This window comes from Emticicia oligotrophica DSM 17448 (assembly GCF_000263195.1).
Lineage (GTDB): Bacteria > Bacteroidota > Bacteroidia > Cytophagales > Spirosomataceae > Emticicia > Emticicia oligotrophica.
This window is the reverse complement of sequence record NC_018748.1, coordinates 855,475-873,993: the sequence shown is the minus strand read 5'-3', so window position 1 is coordinate 873,993 and position 18,519 is coordinate 855,475. Positions and strand designations below refer to the sequence as shown.

Below are 18,519 nucleotides of genomic sequence, written 5' to 3'. Positions count from 1 at the left end.
AATAATTTTATTACCACGGACCAGTTTTTTTTACTTGATAAAAGCGAGTGCCTTCGAATCGATAAAGACCTTGACCTGTTCCCCACCACATATTTCCATCTTTATCTTGAAACATACTTTGTACACAGCAATTAAGGCCATCGGCGGGTGTAAACACCTTAAATGCTTTTGGGTTAGGTAAAGGAATTGAAGGGTCAAACCTTGTTGTACTTCCCCGAGCCGTTACCCAAATAATACCTGATTCTTCAATGTATATTCCCCAAAATTCTGTTCCTCCCAAGCCGTCTTTGGTGGTATATTCTGTTAGCGTTTTACCACCTGCCCTGAGTGAAGCCGAGGGGTCATATTTACAGATACCATTTTTCATCGTAAACCACATATTGCCCATTTTATCTTGTGCAATACCGCCTGCATAGTTTTCGCCCAATGCAACTTTTTCGGCAATATTAGTTATTATTTTTCCATCATAACGAAATACTCCATTTTCGGAAGTGGCAAACCAAATGTTTCCACTTTTGTCTTCCATAATACCCGCAATATTTAGCGAGCCCAATTCTTTGAACAATGAAAAACTTTTTCGTCCTTCGCTATCTGCCATCGGGTCATATCGGTAAACACCTCCATGCGTTCCCACCCAAATATTGCCAGATTTATCGACCAAAATCCCTTTTCTGGTTATATCCACATGATTTAGTCCATCTTTTGGGTTATAGTTTTTAAAAATTTTACCGTCGTATCTGTAAACCCCTTGGTCAGTACCAAACCACATATTTCCATCTTTATCTTCATTTATGGCATACACGGTTTGGTTATAAAAATCCTCTGGATTAGAGAAATAAGTCAAGGTTTCTTTATCATACTTTACTACACCCTCGCTAATTGTTCCAAACCACATATTCCCTTTTGAATCTTGAAAAATACTTCTGATATATTGGCTAACCAAGGTGGTATCAAGGTCATGTGTTAAAGGAACTGTCTTAAAGCTTCTTATAACTTTAGGAATAGGTTTGGAGACATTTGATTTTACTTGTCCGTTGCAAGAAGTACAACAAGCAACCAGCAAAAGTAACATATAAATTTGTGCGTATTTCATGATTTATTTGCTTAACAACCGCCTTGGCGAGGAGCACGTTTATAGATTATTTTACTATCTCGTTCAACATAGTCGCCTGCTAAAATCGGAAATGCATACTTGGGTGCGTACGATACGACATGGCTTTTTATGGTTACTTTATCGTTAATTTTCAAACTACGTAATTGCTCAAATTCGTCGTTAAAATCCCAAATACTTTTGCCAGCGTTTGCTTGTCCGAAGGCAAGAATATAATCTTCACCATTAATCTTTACCATTACTCCGAAACCTAATCTTGAGCCAGCTGGAAGAGAAAGTGAAGTTATAACTCCCTCCATATTGGTAGATTCCTTAGTAAATCTCCTTACTTTAGCCGCACTAGCATACACTTTTTTACCTGCAGGAGATTCTTCCCATTTTTTGTACATAACACCATCAGGCGAGGCCTCCCATTGTTTCCTTGCAGCTTTCATTTCAGCAACTGTGAGTTTTTTGGGAGAAGAGATTTTAGGCGTTTCTTTTTTAATTTCACGATTGGCAAATACCAGTCCGCCTAATACAACTAAGGGTAATACCAGTACATAAATGAGTTTTTTCATATTTTTTGCATGTTTAATCAATAATAATGCTATTGCGTTGTACAGCCAAGGCATGCCTTGGCTGTATGCGTGATAATATCGGATGATTTTTTTAAAATTATCAGACAAGCTATTTCCTTTAAAATTACGTTTAACTAAGCCTCAGAATTTTCAACAAATCTACAGGCTTGAAAGTATAAAATTGGTAAAAGCCTTGTAAATAGACTGTAAATGACTTGTAAAATGATTGTAAAAACAATTTTTTCTACTTTAGAATGCTTATTTTTGTCTATGAAATTTAAGATTCTCCCTTTTTTCATCGTAAGCTGCTTGCTTTTTACGATTGTTTCGTTTGTTGCAGAAAAATCTGACAATAGTGATTTTGACGCTGCAAAGGAAGTAATTATTATGCGAGAAATTGCCCATCGTGTCCTACGATATACGGGTGATACTTCTTCAAGAATCTTACCTGTCAATCGCTTGGCTGAAAATGAATTTGAGATTCCCTTTGAAAGTAGTTTTTCATTCAAACCCGATTCACTCGTACGTATTATTGATAAAGTGATTTCGAGTAATCATTTACCTGATAATTATATCGTAAATGTAATCGAATGTAATACTTCGAAAGTAATTTTTGGATATGCCATTTTAGGAATTGAGAAAAAGAATATTGTACCTTGCTTAGGACGCCAACAGCCGAATATGCGATATTGTATCAATATCAAATTTGAAGAGGCCAATTGGTTGAGCAAAAATTTTTATCTGTTAGGTCTCAGCTTTTTGAGTATAAGCTTAGTTTTTTTTGGGTGGCAGAGAATGAAAAACACGAAGAGTTCTGTTTCAACAGAACCTCAAAATAATGAAAACGATGCCTCCAATACAGCTATTTTGGTTGGGAAATATGAGTTCTTCCCCGATGAATTATTATTGATTTATGAGGAAGAAAAAATTTCTCTTACTATCAAAGAAGCTAAAGTACTTAGCATTTTTGCTTATAACCTTAATCAAATTATCGACCGTAATCGACTTCAAAAAGAGGTTTGGGAAGATGAGGGGGTAATTGTTGGACGAAGTTTGGATATGTTTATTTCTAAACTTCGAAAAAAATTAAGTCAAGATCCTAACGTGAAAATTACAAATATTCATGGAAAAGGGTATAAGTTGGAGGTTTAATGAAAGACCTTCATTTTATTAGTTAGAAACCTTGATATTTAGAAGTTTATTTCCTAAATAATTTGATTGTATAGTCAAGTAATTTTTGGTTGCCCGGTTCACCGTGGCCCGGTACAACTACCTTTACATTCGGGTAGTTTTTTCTTACTTTTTCAACGGTATTAGACCATTCCGCAATATTTGCATCGCCAAGATAACCTTTGCTGGCACCTACTTCTTTTATCAAACATCCCCCAAACATGATGTTTTCGCTCGGAAAATATCCAACTACGTTGTCTTGAGTGTGACCTTCTCCAAAATATTGGGCAGAAATTACCGTTTTACCAACTTTAATGGTCAGGTTTTCACTAAAACCATTTTTAGGTACTATATAATTATTTTTTTGAGCGAATTCGATGGTTTTCTGATTAGCGTAAGAAGGAATTTGATGGTCATGAAATGCTTTCAGACCTCCTAAACAATCATCATGAAAATGGGTCGGAATAACACCCTTGATTTTGCAATGTAATGTTTCGGTAATCCACTTAATCAATTCTTCAGAACTCTTATCATTGGTTGGTGTATCAAACACAAATGCTTCATTGTTATTTCTTATTACAAGGCCATTGCAAGGTACGTAGCCAAAATCGTTGGTTTGTTTAAACGAAATGTGTTGAAAGGCATTTGCTGCAATCTGATTGATTACCAAGGCATCAGTTTTGTGCACTTCTTTTGTTTTAAATGTTTTGTTTTTTTGAGCAATACAAGTAAAAATTGAAGAAGTAATGAGGGTAGTTAATAGCACGTAAATTAGCTTTTTCATTTTGTTTTTTATGTGTATGATTTTACTCAAAATTAGTAATTATTTTACTTTATTTTTGGAAAGAATCTAATACTTTTTTGTGTGATTTGAAGTCGAGAATTAAATCCGGGAATAAGCATCTTTTATAGCCTCTTCAAGCACTTCGATATTGATTTCTTGCAGCTTTTTAAACTTGATACAATATCCACTTGTACTTGCTTTGCCTAGTTTTTGGCCATAAGTTTGGTCTAAATATTTTTTATCCTCAATGCCAAGCAGATACACTGAAATACCTGATTGGTTTGTACTGATTCCAATCCTAAACCATTCTTTTGTTTTACCATTGGCATATTTCATTTCAAGTGTTCCATATCCAATGGTGGGGTTACTAACTACTTTACCTGTTTCGTTTTTTCCATCAAAGAACCATATTTTACAGTTGGGAAAAATCTGAATTAGCCTTTGGTGTAAGGCTTGTATATCAGCTTGTTTGGAAGTAGGTAAACTTTCTATATACGCTTGGATTTGTGCCTGGATATTCATTTTCAATCTAATTCTTCGCAGTGAAAATTATGAATACTTAGCAAATGCCGAACCCTCAAAACTATATCTTCCTCAGCCTCAATTCGTAATATTTTATCATGGTCTTCTAGGTCAAAGTTCCATTTGGCATTGGGTAATAATAATTGGTTGAGAGAAGGTTTGATGGCTTTTATTTGCTTTTTTGTTTTTACAGAAGTTTTGAAAACAAAAATCATTGTTGAGATTGAGCCTCCAATAGACGCTCTAAGTTGGTAAGTGATAAAGTAAAACCAATTTTGAAGCCCTCCAGTAAGTTTTCCATGCGTTCGAAAGATTCATTATACACCTCAATATGTACTTTGGTAATGCCGTTTTCTTCGCTGAAATTATAGTCCCATTCTGAACCTGGAAGTTCGGGATTTTCATTTTCGTCGGCAAAGGTATTATACATTTTGAAATTGGTCTTTGGCGTAATCGAAGTATATTCTTGAATTGCCCAACGAGCTTGCCCTTCAGGACTTACCATGGCATAAAATCGTTTTCCACCAACCTCAAAATTCATGTATTTTGTCATTGATTTCATTGGGGCAGGAGCTACCCACTGGTCAAGTAGTTCTTTTTTTGTAAAAGCATCCCAAACCAACGCTAACTCGGCATCAAACTCTCTTGTGATGAATACTTTTTTAGCCGTTTTATCTACGATGAAGTCAAAGAATAGGTCATTTTTCATTTTTTGTGTTTTTTAAAGTGTTCAATAAATTGTCAAGTTGGTTGAAACGAGTTTCCCAAATCTTGCGGTATTGTTCAAGCCAGATATCAATTTCTTTCATTTTTTCAATCTCAAGCGAATAATAAATTTCTCTTCCTTGGTGCTCTTGTTTTACAAGTTCACATTCTGTAAGAATACGTAAATGCTTCGATACCGCTTGACGGGTAATATTGAAATTTTCGGCAATAGAATTTGGGGTCATTGATTGTAAGGCAATGAGGGCAATAATCCCTCGTCTGGTTGGGTCGGCAATTGCTTGAAAAATATCTCGCCTCATTTATTATGATTTTTAATTTAAGAAACCGAATGGTTGCAAATATATGTGCAACTATTCGGTTTCGCAAGCATTGTTTATTTTTTTACAAATTTTATTAAGGAGAGATGAGAATTTTGATGTTTCAAAAGTAGAGATGAAGCCCCAATATAAATACAGTCTAAGGAAGATAAGTAATCCACTCGTTGAAACTTTTAATGCTTCCAACGAATGGATTATATGTTTTAATGATTCTTATTTGGCCATACCCGCCTCAGCAACCAAAGTTAATAAAGCAGCTTGAATAGCTTTGTATCCTTCAAAATCGTACCACCATTCATTGAGTGCATGAGCGTTGCCACTTTTGCCACCTCTACCAATTGTAACGGCTGGAATACCTTTTGAAATAGGGATATTTGAATTGGTAGAACCTCTTGTGATTTGCGGTGTTTCACCAAAAAACGATGAAACTGCCATGCTTTTTTGTATCAAAGGCAGGGTTTCTGGTAACTCTCCCGATGGGCGGTCGCCGATTTTGACAACATCAACCGTTAGAGGAGGTCCCATTCGCTTCATAGCGTTGTGCTCGTCTAATGCTCTTTTTACAGAAGCTTTCAAAATAGCATCAACTTGATTGAGGTTATCAGGAAATTCTGAACGCATGTCTATTTCCATCCAAGATTCAAACGCGATAGAATTGACCGAAGTACCTCCACCAATACGCCCAACATTATAACTTGTACGAGCTCCAGACTTGGTGTATTTATCAGCCGCGGTTGAAAAATAGTGAATAGCAGAACCCAAAGCATGTTGAGGATTGGCCAAACCAAATGCTCCCCACGAGTGTCCGCCCGGCCCACGGAAAGTGATTCGATAGCGATACGAACCAAGACCCATTGTGTTTACTCTGCTAATATCGCCACCATCAACGGCAATCCAAGAGTCTATTTTTCGGCCTTCACCACTGAATAAATACTTTACACCACGTAAATCGCCCAGTCCTTCTTCTCCCACTGTTCCGATAAATAAAACATCTGCTTGAGTTTCGATTTTTGCTACTTCCATTGCTCTTAAGATAGAAGGCAGGAGAATCAAACCACGAGTATTATCGCCTATGCCTGGGGCATATAGTGTATCGCCTTTGAATTTTACTTTTACATCGGTTTCGATAGGAAATACGGTGTCGAGGTGTGCATCAAGTGCCACACAACGATTAGCATTCTTACCTTTGCGTAGGGCAATGACATTGCCCACTTTATCAATCCAAACTGAATCGGCTCCTGCTTCTTTGAGCATGGCTGCAAAACGAACCGCTCTTTTTTCTTCCTTGAATGGAGGTGCCGGAATTTCGTTGAGCATGATAAGCTCTTCTCTATTTCGTTTATTTTCTGAGAAAATTAATTGAAACGCGGCTTGAATTTGCTTGTTTTGTGCTAATTGAGCAATTTCTTTTTGGTATTCTGGAGCAATTTTAGCGGTTTTACCTGCCTCATCTTCTTGTGAAAAGGCGTATACAAAAGAGGATAAACACACACACCAAGCAATACTTACACGTAAAGTTATTTTCATAGTTGTTTAGTTTATTGAAATTAAATGCCAATTTAGTGAATTTTCGAAAGGCATTCATTGAAGAAGAATAATTCTTTGTTTATGGTTTGTTATCGAATTATTTTTTGCCTTGCTTTAGATATATTTTCTAATAAACAATAATCCCAACTTTTCATTTGATTTTACTAAAAATAATACTTTGAATATTGTCAGTAGAGTAATTGACGACTGAGTTCGTATCGTTTTTCTTTTTACCGGAAGTTACTTCGAATTTTAATTTATCGTTGATGAGCTCATAATTGGCAGTAAGATATATACCATGTGTTTCGAAAGTAGAGTAAAGTTTATTCTCAAATTGGTAATTGAGCAATTCAATCCCATCACCTTCGTCAGTAATGAAGACATTGTTTTCTACAAATCTCAACTTATAGTCCTTTACCATGGGTAGTTTTTTAGATAAATATTCAGTTTTCCACACCCACGTAGTTGCGTCAATGGCTTTAATCGTTAAAATAACATCAACACTATCTCGTAAAAGACCTTGGTTATACATATACATTTTGCCTGTCCACTGACCAAGGCATTTGTCTGGAAACTTATCCTGTGCATGAACGTAAAACGAAGAGGTTGTAATGAGGATTACGAATAGAATTATTGTATACTGTCTTGATTTATAGGTTAGATAGGTATTCATATTTTAAAGTAGAGTTAAATAGTGAAACTAAAACCAAAACGCCAGCATGTTTTTAAAATTTAAAACATACTGGCGGTAAAAATAGGCTTTGTTTATGAATAATTAAACCGTAGCATATTCGTAAAGTGGAAGCTTGAGTTTATGAGCAATCTTATATACTTTGTTGATGGCAATCTCTATTTGCTTATAACTATGAGTGGCCATCAATGAAAATCTAATGAGGCTATCTTCTGGACCTACGGCAGGTGTTACGACTGGATTGACAAATACCCCCTCATCCATGAGCATTTTAGTCATTAAATATGTTTTTTCATCATCACGAATGTAAATCGGAATAATTGGCGATTGTGTATGCCCAATATCAAAACCTAACTCTTGTAGATACTCCATAGCAAAGTAGGTGTTATCCCATAATGCTTGAATCCTCCATTCTTCATTTTGAATGATATCAAGTGCGGCCGAAGCACTGGCAATCGAAGCAGGCGTCGCACTTGCACTAAAAATAAGCGAACGAGCAGTATGCTTTATATGGTCGATTACTTTTGAATCAGCCGCAACAAAGCCCCCAAGCGAAGCCAATGACTTACTAAATGTTCCTACAATAAGGTCGGTTTCTTTAGTTAGTCCAAAATGGTTAGCAGTTCCGCGACCATTTTCGCCCAAAACGCCTAATCCATGGGCATCGTCAATCATTATCATTGCTTGGTATTTGTGGCAAATCTCAATGATTTCGGGTAAACGGGCGAGGTCTCCTTCCATACTATACACGCCATCCACAACTACCAATTTAACAGCTTCTTCCGGAAGAGATACTAAGATTTGCTCAAGGTTTTCGATGTTATTGTGTTTGAACTTTAATACCTTTGAGAATGAAAGTCTCGTTCCTTCGTAAATAGAAGCATGATCGGCTTCGTCAATGATAATGTAGTCGTTGCGGCCAGTTATCGAAGATACAACTCCGAGGTTTGTCTGAAAACCTGTACTAAAAATCAGAGCCGATTCTTTTCCTAAAAAACGAGCTAATTTTTCTTCTAATTCAACGTGCAGGTCAAGGGTTCCATTGAGAAATCTCGACCCCGCACAGCCAGTACCATATTTATCAATGGCGGCTTTGGCTGCTGCTTTTACATACGGATGGTTTGTTAGACCCAAGTAGCTATTCGAACCAAACATTAAAACGTCTTTACCATCAATTTTCACGACAGAATCTTGATTGTTAGATGTAATTGGTCGAAAATAGGGGTATAAGCCCATGTTTTTCATGCCCTTGATGCGAGCATTTAACTGTAATCGTTGTGTTGCGTTTTGGTTTTTCATTGATTTTTGAAATTTTGGGAAAATCAAAAAAAGTTTTCAAATGGCTAATGTTTGGATTATTTTACTTATGAATGATTTACTATAAAAAAAACTTTTGCATCAATAAGCTGAAGGTGTTTTTTTTCGTAGAAAATTATAGTTGTATGCATAAAAAAAGCCCCTACAAAAAATTGTGAAGGCTTTAGAGGTTAGTTTTTTTAATTTTATATCGTTTTTGAAAATAATTTCTGTGTTGGTTTTGTTTGAGCCAAATACATGTCGAAAACCATACAAATATTTCGAATAAACGCTTTACCCGCAGGAAGAACCTTTAGCCCAAATTCATTGAAAGTAATGAGTTTATCTTCTGCCAAATCATCTAGTTTTTCAAAGATAATCTCTGTTTCTTCACTTGTCCAATCGCTCAACTTCCATGAAGTTTCCAAATTACAAATAATATTTAATATTTGTTGTCTTATGAATAAATCTTTTTTATTGAGTAGGTGCCCTTTGAAGATTGGAAGTTCTCCAGCATTGACCTTTTCTATATATGGTTCAATTTCTTTGATATTTTGAGCAAAGGCTGTCCAACTATCACTAATCGAAGAAGCTCCCAGTCCAAGCAATACCTTCGATTGGGTGGTAGTATAACCCATAAAGTTTCGGTGAAGTGTGCCATTTTCTTGGGCTTTATTTAAAGTATCGTGTGGAAGTGCGAAATGGTCCATACCAATTTCAATGTAACCATTTTCCTCAAACATTGCTCGACCTCGTTCGTACAAAGCTCGTTTTTCTTCACCGCTTGGTAAGTTGCTTTCATCAAATCCGCGTTGGCCGTTTCCTTTGAGCCAAGGCACATGGGCGTAAGAGTAAAAAGCTATTCGGTCGGGTTTCATTGAAAGGGTTTGCCGAATGGTATCTTCAATAGAAGAAAGTTGTTGATATGGTAATCCAAATACTAAATCATGACTAATTGAGGTATAACCAATTTCACGAGCAAGTTCAGTCACTTTTTTTACATTTTCGAAAGGCTGTATGCGATGTATGGCCAACTGTACATGTGGGTCATAATCTTGTACGCCAAAACTAACTCTTCTAAAACCTAAATCATAAAGTGTTTGTAAGTGTTCGGCATTGGTATTGTTGGGGTGGCCTTCAAAACTAAATTCGTGTTCGGAAGTTATTTGGGCATCATCTAAAATACCTTGAATAAGTTTGTGTAACATATTAGGAGCGAAAAAGCTTGGCGTACCTCCTCCCAAATGAATTTCGGCGATGCGTGGTTTATTCGGAAACATTGCGGCATACATTTGCCATTCTTTTAAAACTGCCTCAATATATGGTTCTTCAACTCCGTGGTTTTTGGTAATCCGCTTATGGCATGCACAAAAAGTACACAGACTTTCACAGTAAGGCAAGTGGATATAAAGACTAATGCCCGAAGTATGATTAGTAATAGAGAAAGTTTCAACCAAACGTTTTTTCCATGCTTCACTGCTGAAATTGTCAGTTTGCCAATGTGGCACGGTGGGGTAACTGGTGTATCTTGGGCCAGCTACATCATATTTTTTTATTAAAGAAGAGTCTGTCATGCGTTTACTTATATTTCATGCAAAATTAGATGCCAGCCTAAAGAAAAATGATGATGAAAGTCATGTTTTGCCCCTGCATGATATGTCTTTACTTGATTGATATCAGTATATCAAAATCATGAGTATGGGAGATAGACAATTTAATCAATCAATCTAAACCAAGAAACAGAACTTAAAATCTGCCTTTGGTCAAAAAAAGAAACAGGTTTCAGCAGAGAATCACTTATCTTTATCGAAAAGATTTTATTCAAAACATGCCCAGCTACCATCAAATCAAACGCCAAATTGACTTGAATCCTTTTGCCGAACTTATGCTTCGTAATGAGCTAAAGGCCTTGCCGAGTATTATTCATGAAAACGAATACATTGATGCCTCAGTGCATGGCTACTGGAACACTCGCCATGTATTATTATTGGCCACAACCGAGCGTATTTTATTAGTTGATAGCGATGCTTATGGCGATATTGAGGTCGTGGAATTCCCCTATGATAAGTCTGTTACGGTTCGTTGCCCAACGCCCGATTCGGTTGTTTTTGGTACTGAGGGTCGAAAAGTAAAGGTTGATAATACTCTTGAAGAATATATTTCGACTTTTTATGAAGTAGTTAAAGCTCGTTTGGCAGGAGAAAAACCAAAGCTATATCGTGAGCATGATATTTATGCCGAAGAAAACCCCCACGTTGAAAATGCTGGAAATCCTTTTCATGTTATTTTACGTGGACTTGATGGGCTTTCAAAAATGATTTCACAACCCAATCAACAAGTCGAACAGCCTACAAATAATACTGGTTTTCAGACCACCAACCAAGTAAAGGAAGTTCCTGCTAAATCGTTGGAAGAACTTTTGGTCGAACTAAATGCTTTGATTGGGCTTGAAAATGTGAAAGAGGAAGTAAATAGTTTGGTGAATGTTTTAAAAATTGAAAAAATTAGAAAGGAACAGGGTTTACAACTTCCCGAACGCTCCTTGCACATGGTTTTTTATGGTAATCCCGGAACAGGTAAAACTACTATTGCAAGGCTTTTAGCTCAGATTTTCAAAACATTAGGAATTTTGAATAAAGGAACACTCTATGAAACCGACCGCAGTGGGTTGGTAGCGGGCTATACTGGCCAAACTTCGCTGAAAACCCGTGAAGTATGCCAAAAAGCATTGGGCGGAATTTTGTTTATTGATGAAGCCTACGCCCTCAATACCGATGATACTTACGGGCCCGAAGCGGTAAATACGATTGTAAAGTTTATGGAAGACAATCGAGATGATTTTGTGGTGATTGTGGCAGGTTATGAAGAAAAAATGACAGCGTTTATCAACTCAAATCCTGGATTACATTCGAGATTTAATAAATACATTGCCTTTAAAGATTACACGCCAGAAGAATTATTGGATATTTATTTACTTCAAACCCAAAAAGTACAATTAAAAGTAGAAGAGGCTGCTCAGAAGAAAGTATATAAGCTATTTAAAGCACTTTATGAAGACCGAGATGCCTCCTTTGGCAATGGACGTTTAGCTCGTAATATTTTTGAAAAAACTTATGAAAAGCAGGCCAATCGTTTAGTAAATGAGGGAATTGAAAAAAATGATATTAGTTTAGTAAAAGAAGAGGATATTCCTGAGATAGAAGAATAATATTTGGATAAAAATATTTCAAATTAAACTTGGAATATTGAAATTTTTTACATACGTTTAATTAATCTTTAGGAATACTTAAAGTAAGATGTGGGTTCAAGCGAGCCCGCACCAGTTTGGCATTGTTCACTCTAAATTCTTACTATTATGAAAGTACCTATTTTAGCTTCACTTTTCTTGACAATTACTTTATACGGATGTCAAAAATCTTCTTCCGCTGTCAATACGGCAGCTATTGACCAAGCAAAAGAAGAAAAAGAAATCATTGCCTGTATTGAAGCAGAAACCGACTGCTTTTTCAAACGCGATTATAATTGTTGGCAAGATAAATTTACTCACTCAGAGTATTCTTACCAAGCATGGAGCAATGCCGATGGCACCTTTGATGCCAGTGTAGGTTGGGATAATATCAATAAAAACCTCGGAAAGTTTATTAAAGAAAATCCAGCCGAACCAGAAAAAGAGGGTAGTAGCCACCCAATAGTTAAACGAAAAAATATGAAGTTTAAATTTTATGGCTCAAATGCTGCCCATATCACTTGGGACCAGTATAATAGCGACCGCGAGCAAAAATATTTCTTACAAAGTAAAGAAGTAAGATTAATGGAAAAAGGAACTGATGGAAAGTGGAGAATTGTCAATGTATCAGCCTTTTGGAATTATAAAAATAGAATACCAATGAGTCAAATTTAAATATTGTCATCAGGTTTCAGAATTCTGAAACCTGATGTTTTTATAAGCTATAATTCCTCTATTTTATTCAAATAAATCTCTGCTTGATTGAGTATTTCTTTTCTTTGCTGGTCGGGCATTTTATTGAGGGTTACGTAAGCCATGCCAATGCGTGGATTTCGCTCCAGTTTTTCTCTATTTCGCTCAAAAAAATGCCAATAAAGCGAGTTAAACGGACAAGCTTTATGCCCAACTTTCTTTGATTTATCATAGAAACAAGAGCTGCAATAATCGCTCATTTTATCTATATAGTTAGCCGAACCCACGTAAGGTTTTGAGCCAACAATTCCGCCATCGGCATACTGACTCATGCCACGAGTATTGGTAATTTCCACCCATTCGATGGCATCAATATATACCCCCAAATACCATTCATCAACTTCATCGGGGTTGATTCCACTTAACAAACAAAAATTACCGATAATCATCAATCGTTGAATGTGATGAGCATAAGCTAAATTCAAAGATTGACCGATGGAGTGCTTCATGCAGTTCATTTTTGTTTGAGAATTCCAGAAAAAACCAGGTAGCTTTTGTCGATGTTCGAAGAAATTTAGGTGTTGAAAATCGGGCATTTTTGCCCAATAAATACCACGCATATATTCTCGCCAACCAATAATTTGTCTGACAAACCCCTCGATTTGTGCAATCGAAATTTGTGTTTGGTTGTTTTGCCAATGGGCAACGGCTCGCTTTACTACTTCCAAAGGTGAAAGCAGCTTGGTATTGAGCGAAAAAGAAAGTCTTGAATGATAAATCGACCAGTATTGAGTGGCCATGGCATCTTCATAAGTGCCAAATAAAGGCAAACATTCTTTTACAAAAAAATCAAGGAGTTGTAAACTTTCTTCTCTATTTATTGGCCAAACAAACGCTTTCGGATTAATACTACCGATAGTCTCAATGTTTTGTTTTTGAATGACTTCAAGAATATCCGAAACATCATGATTAAATACCAAAGGTTCAACGGGGCGATGTTCTTTTGGAAGTTTTTTTCGGTTTTCGGCATCATAATTCCATTGCCCAGTAATTGGCTCATTTCCTTCCATCAAAATATCGTATTTCTTTCGCATCATGCGATAGAAATTTTCCATTAAAAAAGTCTTTTTCCCTTTGAAGAACTCAGCTAACTCATTTCGTTTGCTCAAAAAATGCTCCGAATCATAGACTTTGGTTGGAATATTGAGTGTGTTTGAAAAAAACTTTAGTTGCTCATCAAGGCGGTATTCGTCAGGAAGTTGATATTCGAATTGGGTAATTTCATTTTCCCTGATTATCCACTGAAGGTTTTGGGTGAGCGATTGGGTATTTTGCTCGTCATCAAGGTTTATATAAATTATCTTATTTCCTTGATTTTGAAGCACTTGTGCAAAAATACGCATAGCTGCAAAGAACCCCACCACTTTCTGAATATGGTGCTTTACGTAGTCGGTTTCTTGTTTTATTTCCATCATGACATACAAAATATTGTCGTCTTTTTCCCGAAACCAAGAGTGATTATAATTGAGTTGGTCGCCCAAAATTAGTCGAAGAACCATGCGTTTTTTGTCAATGTTTCATGGATTTAACTCACATTGAGCCGATTTGTTTAGAAATAAAAAACCCATCCAAGCGTTTTCTTGGATGGGTTTTGCGGAAATCGAATGAATTTACTTTTTCAACTCATTACTCATCGAATATGGGAAATCTGATTCTTTGATACCCTTATTTTTATTTGGTGTGGCCGACATTTTTAGTTTAAATGTACCACCTTTCATAATATCAGCATAACTAAGGTAGTTTTTGGTGTAGTTTACATTATTCAAACTTGCTTGTTCAACATACACTTTTTCACTGCTATTTTCGGGAGCTTGAATCGTAAAGGTTTTACCGTTTTCTAATTTAATAGTGGCTTTTTTGAATAATGGTGAGCCTAAAACGTACTGATCGGTTCCTGGTGCAACTGGATACATACCCAATGCTGAAAATACATACCAAGCTGAAGTTTGACCATTATCCTCATCGCCACAAAGACCATCGGGATATGGCGTATAAAGTTTTTTCATAATATTACGAACATGGTATTGGGTTTTCCAAGGTTCGCCCGCATAATTATACAAATAAGGCATGTGCTGAATCGGCTGATTTCCATGTGCATATTGCCCCATATTCATGACCAACATTTCAGTAATTTCATGAATTTGAATGCCATAATAAGAGAAATCGAAGGTAGGAGGGGCTGTGAAAACCGAATCTAATTTGGCAACAAAATTCTTCTTGCCACCCATCAGATCAGAAAGTCCTTGAATATCATGAAATACACACCATGTCCAGTGCCAAGAACAGCCCTCTGTGAAGGCATCGCCCCACTTATCGGGTCTGAATGGCGTTTGAAACGAGCCATCTTTATTTTTTCCACGCACAAAATTGGTCGATTTATCAAAAACATTACGGTAATTTTGAGCTCTCTTGGCATATAAATCTATTTCCGCTTGTGGACGTTTCAAGAGTTTAGCCATTTTCCAAATCGTAAAATCATCGTAGGCATATTCGAGCGTTCGAGCCGTATTTTCGTTGATGCCCACATCATAAGGTACATACCCAAGCGTATTATAATATTGTACCCCCAAACGTCCTACCGAACTTAAAGGCCCTGCTTGATTGGTATTTTTGGTGATGGCTTCATAAAGCTTTTCAATTTCCTGAATCTTAATTCCTTTCAGATAAGCATCGGCAATGATTGATGCCGAATTAGAACCAACCATACAATCTCTGTGGCCTGGACTTGCCCATTCTGGTAGCCAACCACTTTCTTTGTATGCATTGCTCAAACCTTCCATGATTTGGCTATTCATTTCAGGAAACATCAAGTTAAAAAATGGGAATACCGCACGGAAGGTGTCCCAGAAACCATTGTCCGTAAACATATACCCTTCTAATACTTGACCATTGTAAGGACTATAATGTATTACTTTTTTATCTTTATCTAATTCATAAAACTTACGCGGAAACAACATCGTATGATAAAGTGCCGAATAGAATGTGCGGAGTTCGTCATCGGAGCCACCTTCTACTTTAATTCGATTTAATTGGGTATTCCAAGATTTTTCACCTTGTGCCATGAGTTGGTCGAAATTCAAATCGCCAATTTCGTTTTTGAGATTTAGCTCTGCTTGCTCGGCACTGATAAACGAAGAAGCCACTTTTAAGTTTATTTGCTCATTGGTTTTGGTTTTAAACCTGATGATGCTTCCCGCGTGTTTGGTTTCTACTTCCAAATTATTGAGCGTTATTTCGCCATCTTTTACCCCATAAACTTCTTCAAAATCTTTATCAACGTATATTACGAAGTAGTTTTTGAAGTTTTCTGGTACACCGCCCGAGGAGTTACGTGCGTAGCCAATAATTTTACGCTCTTTAGGAAAAACTTTTATGTATGAATTCTTGAAAAATCCATCAATAATTAAGTAAGCTTTATTAGTTTCTGGGTATGTGATTCTGAAACGAGCGGCTCTTTCGGTTGGTGTAATTTCTACCGTTGTATTATAATCAGATAAATACGCTCGATAATAATGTGGCTTTGAGGTTTCGGCTTTATGTGAATACCAAGATTCACGTTTGTTTTCGTCAAAGACGAGTTTTTCGGTAGTAGCAAAAATTGAAAACGCACCGTAATCATTTATCCAAGGAGAAGGCTGGTGGGTTTGCTTAAATCCTCTGATTTTATTGCTGGCATATTGATAGGTCCAACCATCACCCATTTTATTGGTTTGGGGCGTCCAGAAATTCATTCCCCAAGGTCGAGCAATGGCAGGATAGGTATTTCCATTTGAAAATTCAAATTTTGAATCGGTTCCGACCAAAGGATTTACATATTTTACTAAATTTTCTGGAGCTTGGGCAAAAGAAAAATAACCCACAAAAATGAGTAGGGTTGAAATGAAAGTTTTTTTCATTGAGGTGTTTTAAATCGTAGTTGAGTTGTAAAGTTTATTTTAAAGATTTTGCGTAGCAATGTTCTTAAACCAGCCCTTCAGGATTTGGAATAAAATTTAAGAAAGAATCGCTGTGTTTTTTATATTTATCTCCGTCAAGTGTATATAAAAAAGCCCCTTTTTTAGAGAATCCCTTTTGTTTTTCTTTCAATTTTACCAAAAGTCCTGTCGAAAGAATTTTTCGACTAAAGTTACGTTTATCGAAATTACTTCCGTAAATGGCTTCATACAAATTAAGGATTTGCGGAATCGTAAATTTTTCGGGCATTAGTTCAAAGCCAATCGGGTGAAAAGCTGCTTTATATCTCAGGCGTTCGATGGCCATTTTAATCATTTCTTGGTGGTCAAAGAGTAATTCGGGTAGGTCTTGCATCGAAAACCATTGTGCATGGTGGGTATCAGAAATCTTAGTTTCATAATCTTTGACATTTACCAAAGCATAATAAGCCACCGCAACTGTGCGTTCGATGGGGTCACGTTTGGGATCGCCAAATGCAGAAAGCTGCTCCAAATAGATACCAGTTACACCTGTTAGTTCAAACAAAATGCGTTCGGCAGCTTGATCGAGGCTTTCTTCAGATTTTAGCCATCCCCCCATCAACGACCAAGTATCGTGGTCGGTTTGTACGCCTCGTTTAACCAAAAGTAGCTTTAACTCAGCTCCATCGAATCCAAAGATGATTGAGTCGAGTGCCACTAAGCATTTAGTTTGTTGTTTGTAAAGTTCTAACATTCAGCTTTTAATTGTTTTGATTTAGGTATATGGTATAGATGGGGCGGCAATATAAGAGAGTGTATGCCTATACACAACAAAATTAGCTAAATTCTGTAAAAATCTTCTATTTTTGCAGAAAAAAGCCCTTAATGTCATTGCTTCAAATTAGTCATTTACATAAATCATTTGCTGGCGTAAAGGCGGTAAACGATATTTCAATTACGCTCGAAAAAGGAAAGATTTTGGCAATTTTGGGCGAAAGTGGCTCGGGTAAAACGACACTGCTTCATTTAATTGCTGCCCTCTACGAACCTGATGAAGGTACGCTAACTTTAGCGGGTGAACGAATTACGCCTCCATCAGAAAAATTAATTGCTGGGCACCCCGATATTAAGTTGGTGAGGCAAGATTATGGACTTTTTCCGAATATTTCCATCAGAGAGAATATTGCTTATGAATTACGCTATTATGTAGAAGATTATAGAAATGAGCGTGTTGATAAATTGCTCCAAATTAGTGGATTAGAACATGTGCAACATCACCTTCCAAGGCAAGTTTCGGGTGGAGAACAACAACGTGCCGTCATTGCTCGAGCCATAGCGGAAGAACCCAAGCTTTTGTTGATGGACGAGCCATTTAGCCACCTCGATGCTGTAAACAAACGTAGGCTGAAAGAGGAAGTGCTAAATTTAATTAAAGCCGAGGGAGTTAGTTGTATTTTCGTCACACACGATGTGGCCGATGCCTACGGAATGGCTGATGTATTGATGATTATGCAACGAGGAAGTATGTTACAAATCGGAAATCCAGAAGAAGTTTATAAAAATCCAGCTAATCAATATGTGGCAGAAATAACTGGAGAGATAAACCCAATTTTGCCCTTTTTGCATAAGGAAATATCTAATGTAAGTATAAAATTTATCCGTCCTGAACAAATTTATTTTAAACCTGATTCAGATTTAAGGGCAACCGTAGAAAATATCAGGTTTTTAGGTGCTTACTATGAGATTATTTTGAAAAATCCACAAAGTCTATTGAAAATGTATAGTTTTGAAAAATTTAACATAGGTGAAGACATAGGAATTGAAATTAAAGTATGAAGTGAAAAAGTCTAAGTATTTTAGCTATCGTAGATAAAAAATCTATTTGTAAAAGTTAATTTAGATATTTTCTATATCCTACTAAT

General features: G+C 36.5%; 18 protein-coding genes. 4 read left to right on the top strand and 14 right to left on the bottom strand.

Features of this window, described 5'->3' with window-relative positions:
* Positions 1-10: 10 nt before the first annotated feature.
* Both EMTOL_RS03750 and EMTOL_RS03745 read right to left on the bottom strand, forming a co-directional pair.
* The gene (locus tag EMTOL_RS03750) at positions 11-1,093 is read right to left on the bottom strand and encodes a ligand-binding sensor domain-containing protein (RefSeq protein WP_015027936.1); all 1,083 of its coding nucleotides are present in this window, start codon (positions 1,091-1,093) and stop codon (positions 11-13) included.
* Positions 1,094-1,104: 11 nt separating this feature from the next.
* Complete coding sequence (locus EMTOL_RS03745; RefSeq protein ID WP_015027935.1) at positions 1,105-1,671, bottom strand: hypothetical protein; 567 nt, start codon at positions 1,669-1,671, stop codon at positions 1,105-1,107.
* A 270-nt stretch (positions 1,672-1,941) separates the two neighbouring features.
* Between EMTOL_RS03745 and EMTOL_RS03740 the strand changes: the two genes are divergently transcribed.
* Positions 1,942-2,823 carry a helix-turn-helix domain-containing protein gene (locus EMTOL_RS03740; RefSeq protein WP_041693883.1) on the top strand — a complete coding sequence of 294 codons (882 nt, stop codon included), beginning with the start codon at positions 1,942-1,944 and terminating at the stop codon, positions 2,821-2,823.
* A 46-nt stretch (positions 2,824-2,869) separates the two neighbouring features.
* Here the strand turns inward: EMTOL_RS03740 and bla are convergent, their stop codons facing one another.
* The 9 genes from bla to hemN all read right to left on the bottom strand — a co-directional run bounded on the left by bla (position 2,870) and on the right by hemN (position 10,278).
* Entirely contained in the window at positions 2,870-3,625 is a 756-nt protein-coding gene (gene bla, locus EMTOL_RS03735) for a subclass B1 metallo-beta-lactamase (protein ID WP_015027933.1), read from the bottom strand.
* A 99-nt stretch (positions 3,626-3,724) separates the two neighbouring features.
* Positions 3,725-4,147: a DUF1801 domain-containing protein gene (locus tag EMTOL_RS03730; protein ID WP_015027932.1), complete on the bottom strand. Its 423-nt coding sequence runs from the start codon at positions 4,145-4,147 to the stop codon at positions 3,725-3,727.
* A 2-nt stretch (positions 4,148-4,149) separates the two neighbouring features.
* Entirely contained in the window at positions 4,150-4,362 is a 213-nt protein-coding gene (locus EMTOL_RS03725; RefSeq protein ID WP_015027931.1) for a hypothetical protein, read from the bottom strand.
* Positions 4,359-4,856 carry an SRPBCC family protein gene (locus tag EMTOL_RS03720; protein WP_015027930.1) on the bottom strand — a complete coding sequence of 166 codons (498 nt, stop codon included), beginning with the start codon at positions 4,854-4,856 and terminating at the stop codon, positions 4,359-4,361. Before EMTOL_RS03720 ends, EMTOL_RS03725 begins: the two co-directional genes overlap by 4 nt.
* Positions 4,846-5,172, bottom strand: coding sequence for an ArsR/SmtB family transcription factor (locus tag EMTOL_RS03715; RefSeq protein ID WP_015027929.1), 327 nt, complete (start codon positions 5,170-5,172; stop codon positions 4,846-4,848). The genes EMTOL_RS03720 and EMTOL_RS03715 overlap by 11 nt, the downstream gene beginning before the upstream one ends.
* A gap of 231 nt (positions 5,173-5,403) precedes the next feature.
* Entirely contained in the window at positions 5,404-6,717 is a 1,314-nt protein-coding gene (locus EMTOL_RS03710; protein WP_015027927.1) for a M20/M25/M40 family metallo-hydrolase, read from the bottom strand.
* Between the two features lie 151 nt (positions 6,718-6,868).
* Positions 6,869-7,390: a hypothetical protein gene (locus tag EMTOL_RS03705; protein WP_015027926.1), complete on the bottom strand. Its 522-nt coding sequence runs from the start codon at positions 7,388-7,390 to the stop codon at positions 6,869-6,871.
* A 102-nt stretch (positions 7,391-7,492) separates the two neighbouring features.
* Complete coding sequence (spt, locus tag EMTOL_RS03700) at positions 7,493-8,707, bottom strand: serine palmitoyltransferase (protein ID WP_015027925.1); 1,215 nt, start codon at positions 8,705-8,707, stop codon at positions 7,493-7,495.
* A 203-nt stretch (positions 8,708-8,910) separates the two neighbouring features.
* The gene (hemN, locus tag EMTOL_RS03695; protein ID WP_015027924.1) at positions 8,911-10,278 is read right to left on the bottom strand and encodes an oxygen-independent coproporphyrinogen III oxidase; all 1,368 of its coding nucleotides are present in this window, start codon (positions 10,276-10,278) and stop codon (positions 8,911-8,913) included.
* Positions 10,279-10,532: 254 nt separating this feature from the next.
* Here hemN and EMTOL_RS21640 point away from each other — a divergent pair, with 254 nt between their 5' ends.
* Positions 10,533-11,912 (top strand): AAA family ATPase, encoded by a 1,380-nt coding sequence (locus EMTOL_RS21640; RefSeq protein WP_052315343.1) that lies wholly within the window; start codon positions 10,533-10,535, stop codon positions 11,910-11,912.
* 147 nt (positions 11,913-12,059) lie between these two features.
* On the top strand, positions 12,060-12,605 hold the full coding sequence (locus EMTOL_RS03685) for a hypothetical protein (RefSeq protein WP_015027922.1): 546 nt from the start codon (positions 12,060-12,062) through the stop codon (positions 12,603-12,605).
* 47 nt (positions 12,606-12,652) lie between these two features.
* On the opposite strand, the gene EMTOL_RS03680 is transcribed toward EMTOL_RS03685, so the two are convergent.
* From EMTOL_RS03680 to EMTOL_RS03670, 3 genes are all read right to left on the bottom strand, one after another.
* Complete coding sequence (locus EMTOL_RS03680; RefSeq protein ID WP_015027921.1) at positions 12,653-14,182, bottom strand: cryptochrome/photolyase family protein; 1,530 nt, start codon at positions 14,180-14,182, stop codon at positions 12,653-12,655.
* A 111-nt stretch (positions 14,183-14,293) separates the two neighbouring features.
* A complete protein-coding gene (locus EMTOL_RS03675; protein ID WP_015027920.1) occupies positions 14,294-16,579 on the bottom strand; it encodes a GH92 family glycosyl hydrolase in 2,286 nt (761 codons plus the stop codon).
* Between the two features lie 64 nt (positions 16,580-16,643).
* Positions 16,644-17,351, bottom strand: a complete 708-nt coding sequence (locus EMTOL_RS03670; RefSeq protein ID WP_015027919.1) for an NUDIX hydrolase — start codon at positions 17,349-17,351, stop codon at positions 16,644-16,646.
* A 131-nt stretch (positions 17,352-17,482) separates the two neighbouring features.
* On the opposite strand from EMTOL_RS03670, the gene EMTOL_RS03665 reads away from it, so the two are divergent.
* The gene (locus tag EMTOL_RS03665; RefSeq protein ID WP_015027918.1) at positions 17,483-18,433 is read left to right on the top strand and encodes an ABC transporter ATP-binding protein; all 951 of its coding nucleotides are present in this window, start codon (positions 17,483-17,485) and stop codon (positions 18,431-18,433) included.
* Positions 18,434-18,519 lie beyond the last annotated feature (86 nt).

Bases quoted from the DNA above. Each gene is read 5' to 3' on its own strand.
- EMTOL_RS03710 (WP_015027927.1), bottom strand. From the start codon at position 6,717: ATGAAAATAACTTTACGTGTAAGTATTGCTTGGTGTGTGTGTTTATCC.
- EMTOL_RS03685 (WP_015027922.1), top strand. From the start codon at position 12,060: ATGAAAGTACCTATTTTAGCTTCACTTTTCTTGACAATTACTTTATAC.
- EMTOL_RS03705 (WP_015027926.1), bottom strand. From the start codon at position 7,390: ATGAATACCTATCTAACCTATAAATCAAGACAGTATACAATAATTCTA.
- spt (WP_015027925.1), bottom strand. From the start codon at position 8,707: ATGAAAAACCAAAACGCAACACAACGATTACAGTTAAATGCTCGCATC.
- EMTOL_RS03740 (WP_041693883.1), top strand. From the start codon at position 1,942: ATGAAATTTAAGATTCTCCCTTTTTTCATCGTAAGCTGCTTGCTTTTT.
- EMTOL_RS03665 (WP_015027918.1), top strand. From the start codon at position 17,483: ATGTCATTGCTTCAAATTAGTCATTTACATAAATCATTTGCTGGCGTA.
- EMTOL_RS21640 (WP_052315343.1), top strand. From the start codon at position 10,533: ATGCCCAGCTACCATCAAATCAAACGCCAAATTGACTTGAATCCTTTT.
- EMTOL_RS03745 (WP_015027935.1), bottom strand. From the start codon at position 1,671: ATGAAAAAACTCATTTATGTACTGGTATTACCCTTAGTTGTATTAGGC.
- EMTOL_RS03730 (WP_015027932.1), bottom strand. From the start codon at position 4,147: ATGAATATCCAGGCACAAATCCAAGCGTATATAGAAAGTTTACCTACT.
- EMTOL_RS03675 (WP_015027920.1), bottom strand. From the start codon at position 16,579: ATGAAAAAAACTTTCATTTCAACCCTACTCATTTTTGTGGGTTATTTT.
- EMTOL_RS03715 (WP_015027929.1), bottom strand. From the start codon at position 5,172: ATGAGGCGAGATATTTTTCAAGCAATTGCCGACCCAACCAGACGAGGG.
- EMTOL_RS03680 (WP_015027921.1), bottom strand. From the start codon at position 14,182: ATGGTTCTTCGACTAATTTTGGGCGACCAACTCAATTATAATCACTCT.
- hemN (WP_015027924.1), bottom strand. From the start codon at position 10,278: ATGACAGACTCTTCTTTAATAAAAAAATATGATGTAGCTGGCCCAAGA.
- EMTOL_RS03670 (WP_015027919.1), bottom strand. From the start codon at position 17,351: ATGTTAGAACTTTACAAACAACAAACTAAATGCTTAGTGGCACTCGAC.
- bla (WP_015027933.1), bottom strand. From the start codon at position 3,625: ATGAAAAAGCTAATTTACGTGCTATTAACTACCCTCATTACTTCTTCA.
- EMTOL_RS03750 (WP_015027936.1), bottom strand. From the start codon at position 1,093: ATGAAATACGCACAAATTTATATGTTACTTTTGCTGGTTGCTTGTTGT.
- EMTOL_RS03725 (WP_015027931.1), bottom strand. From the start codon at position 4,362: ATGATTTTTGTTTTCAAAACTTCTGTAAAAACAAAAAAGCAAATAAAA.
- EMTOL_RS03720 (WP_015027930.1), bottom strand. From the start codon at position 4,856: ATGAAAAATGACCTATTCTTTGACTTCATCGTAGATAAAACGGCTAAA.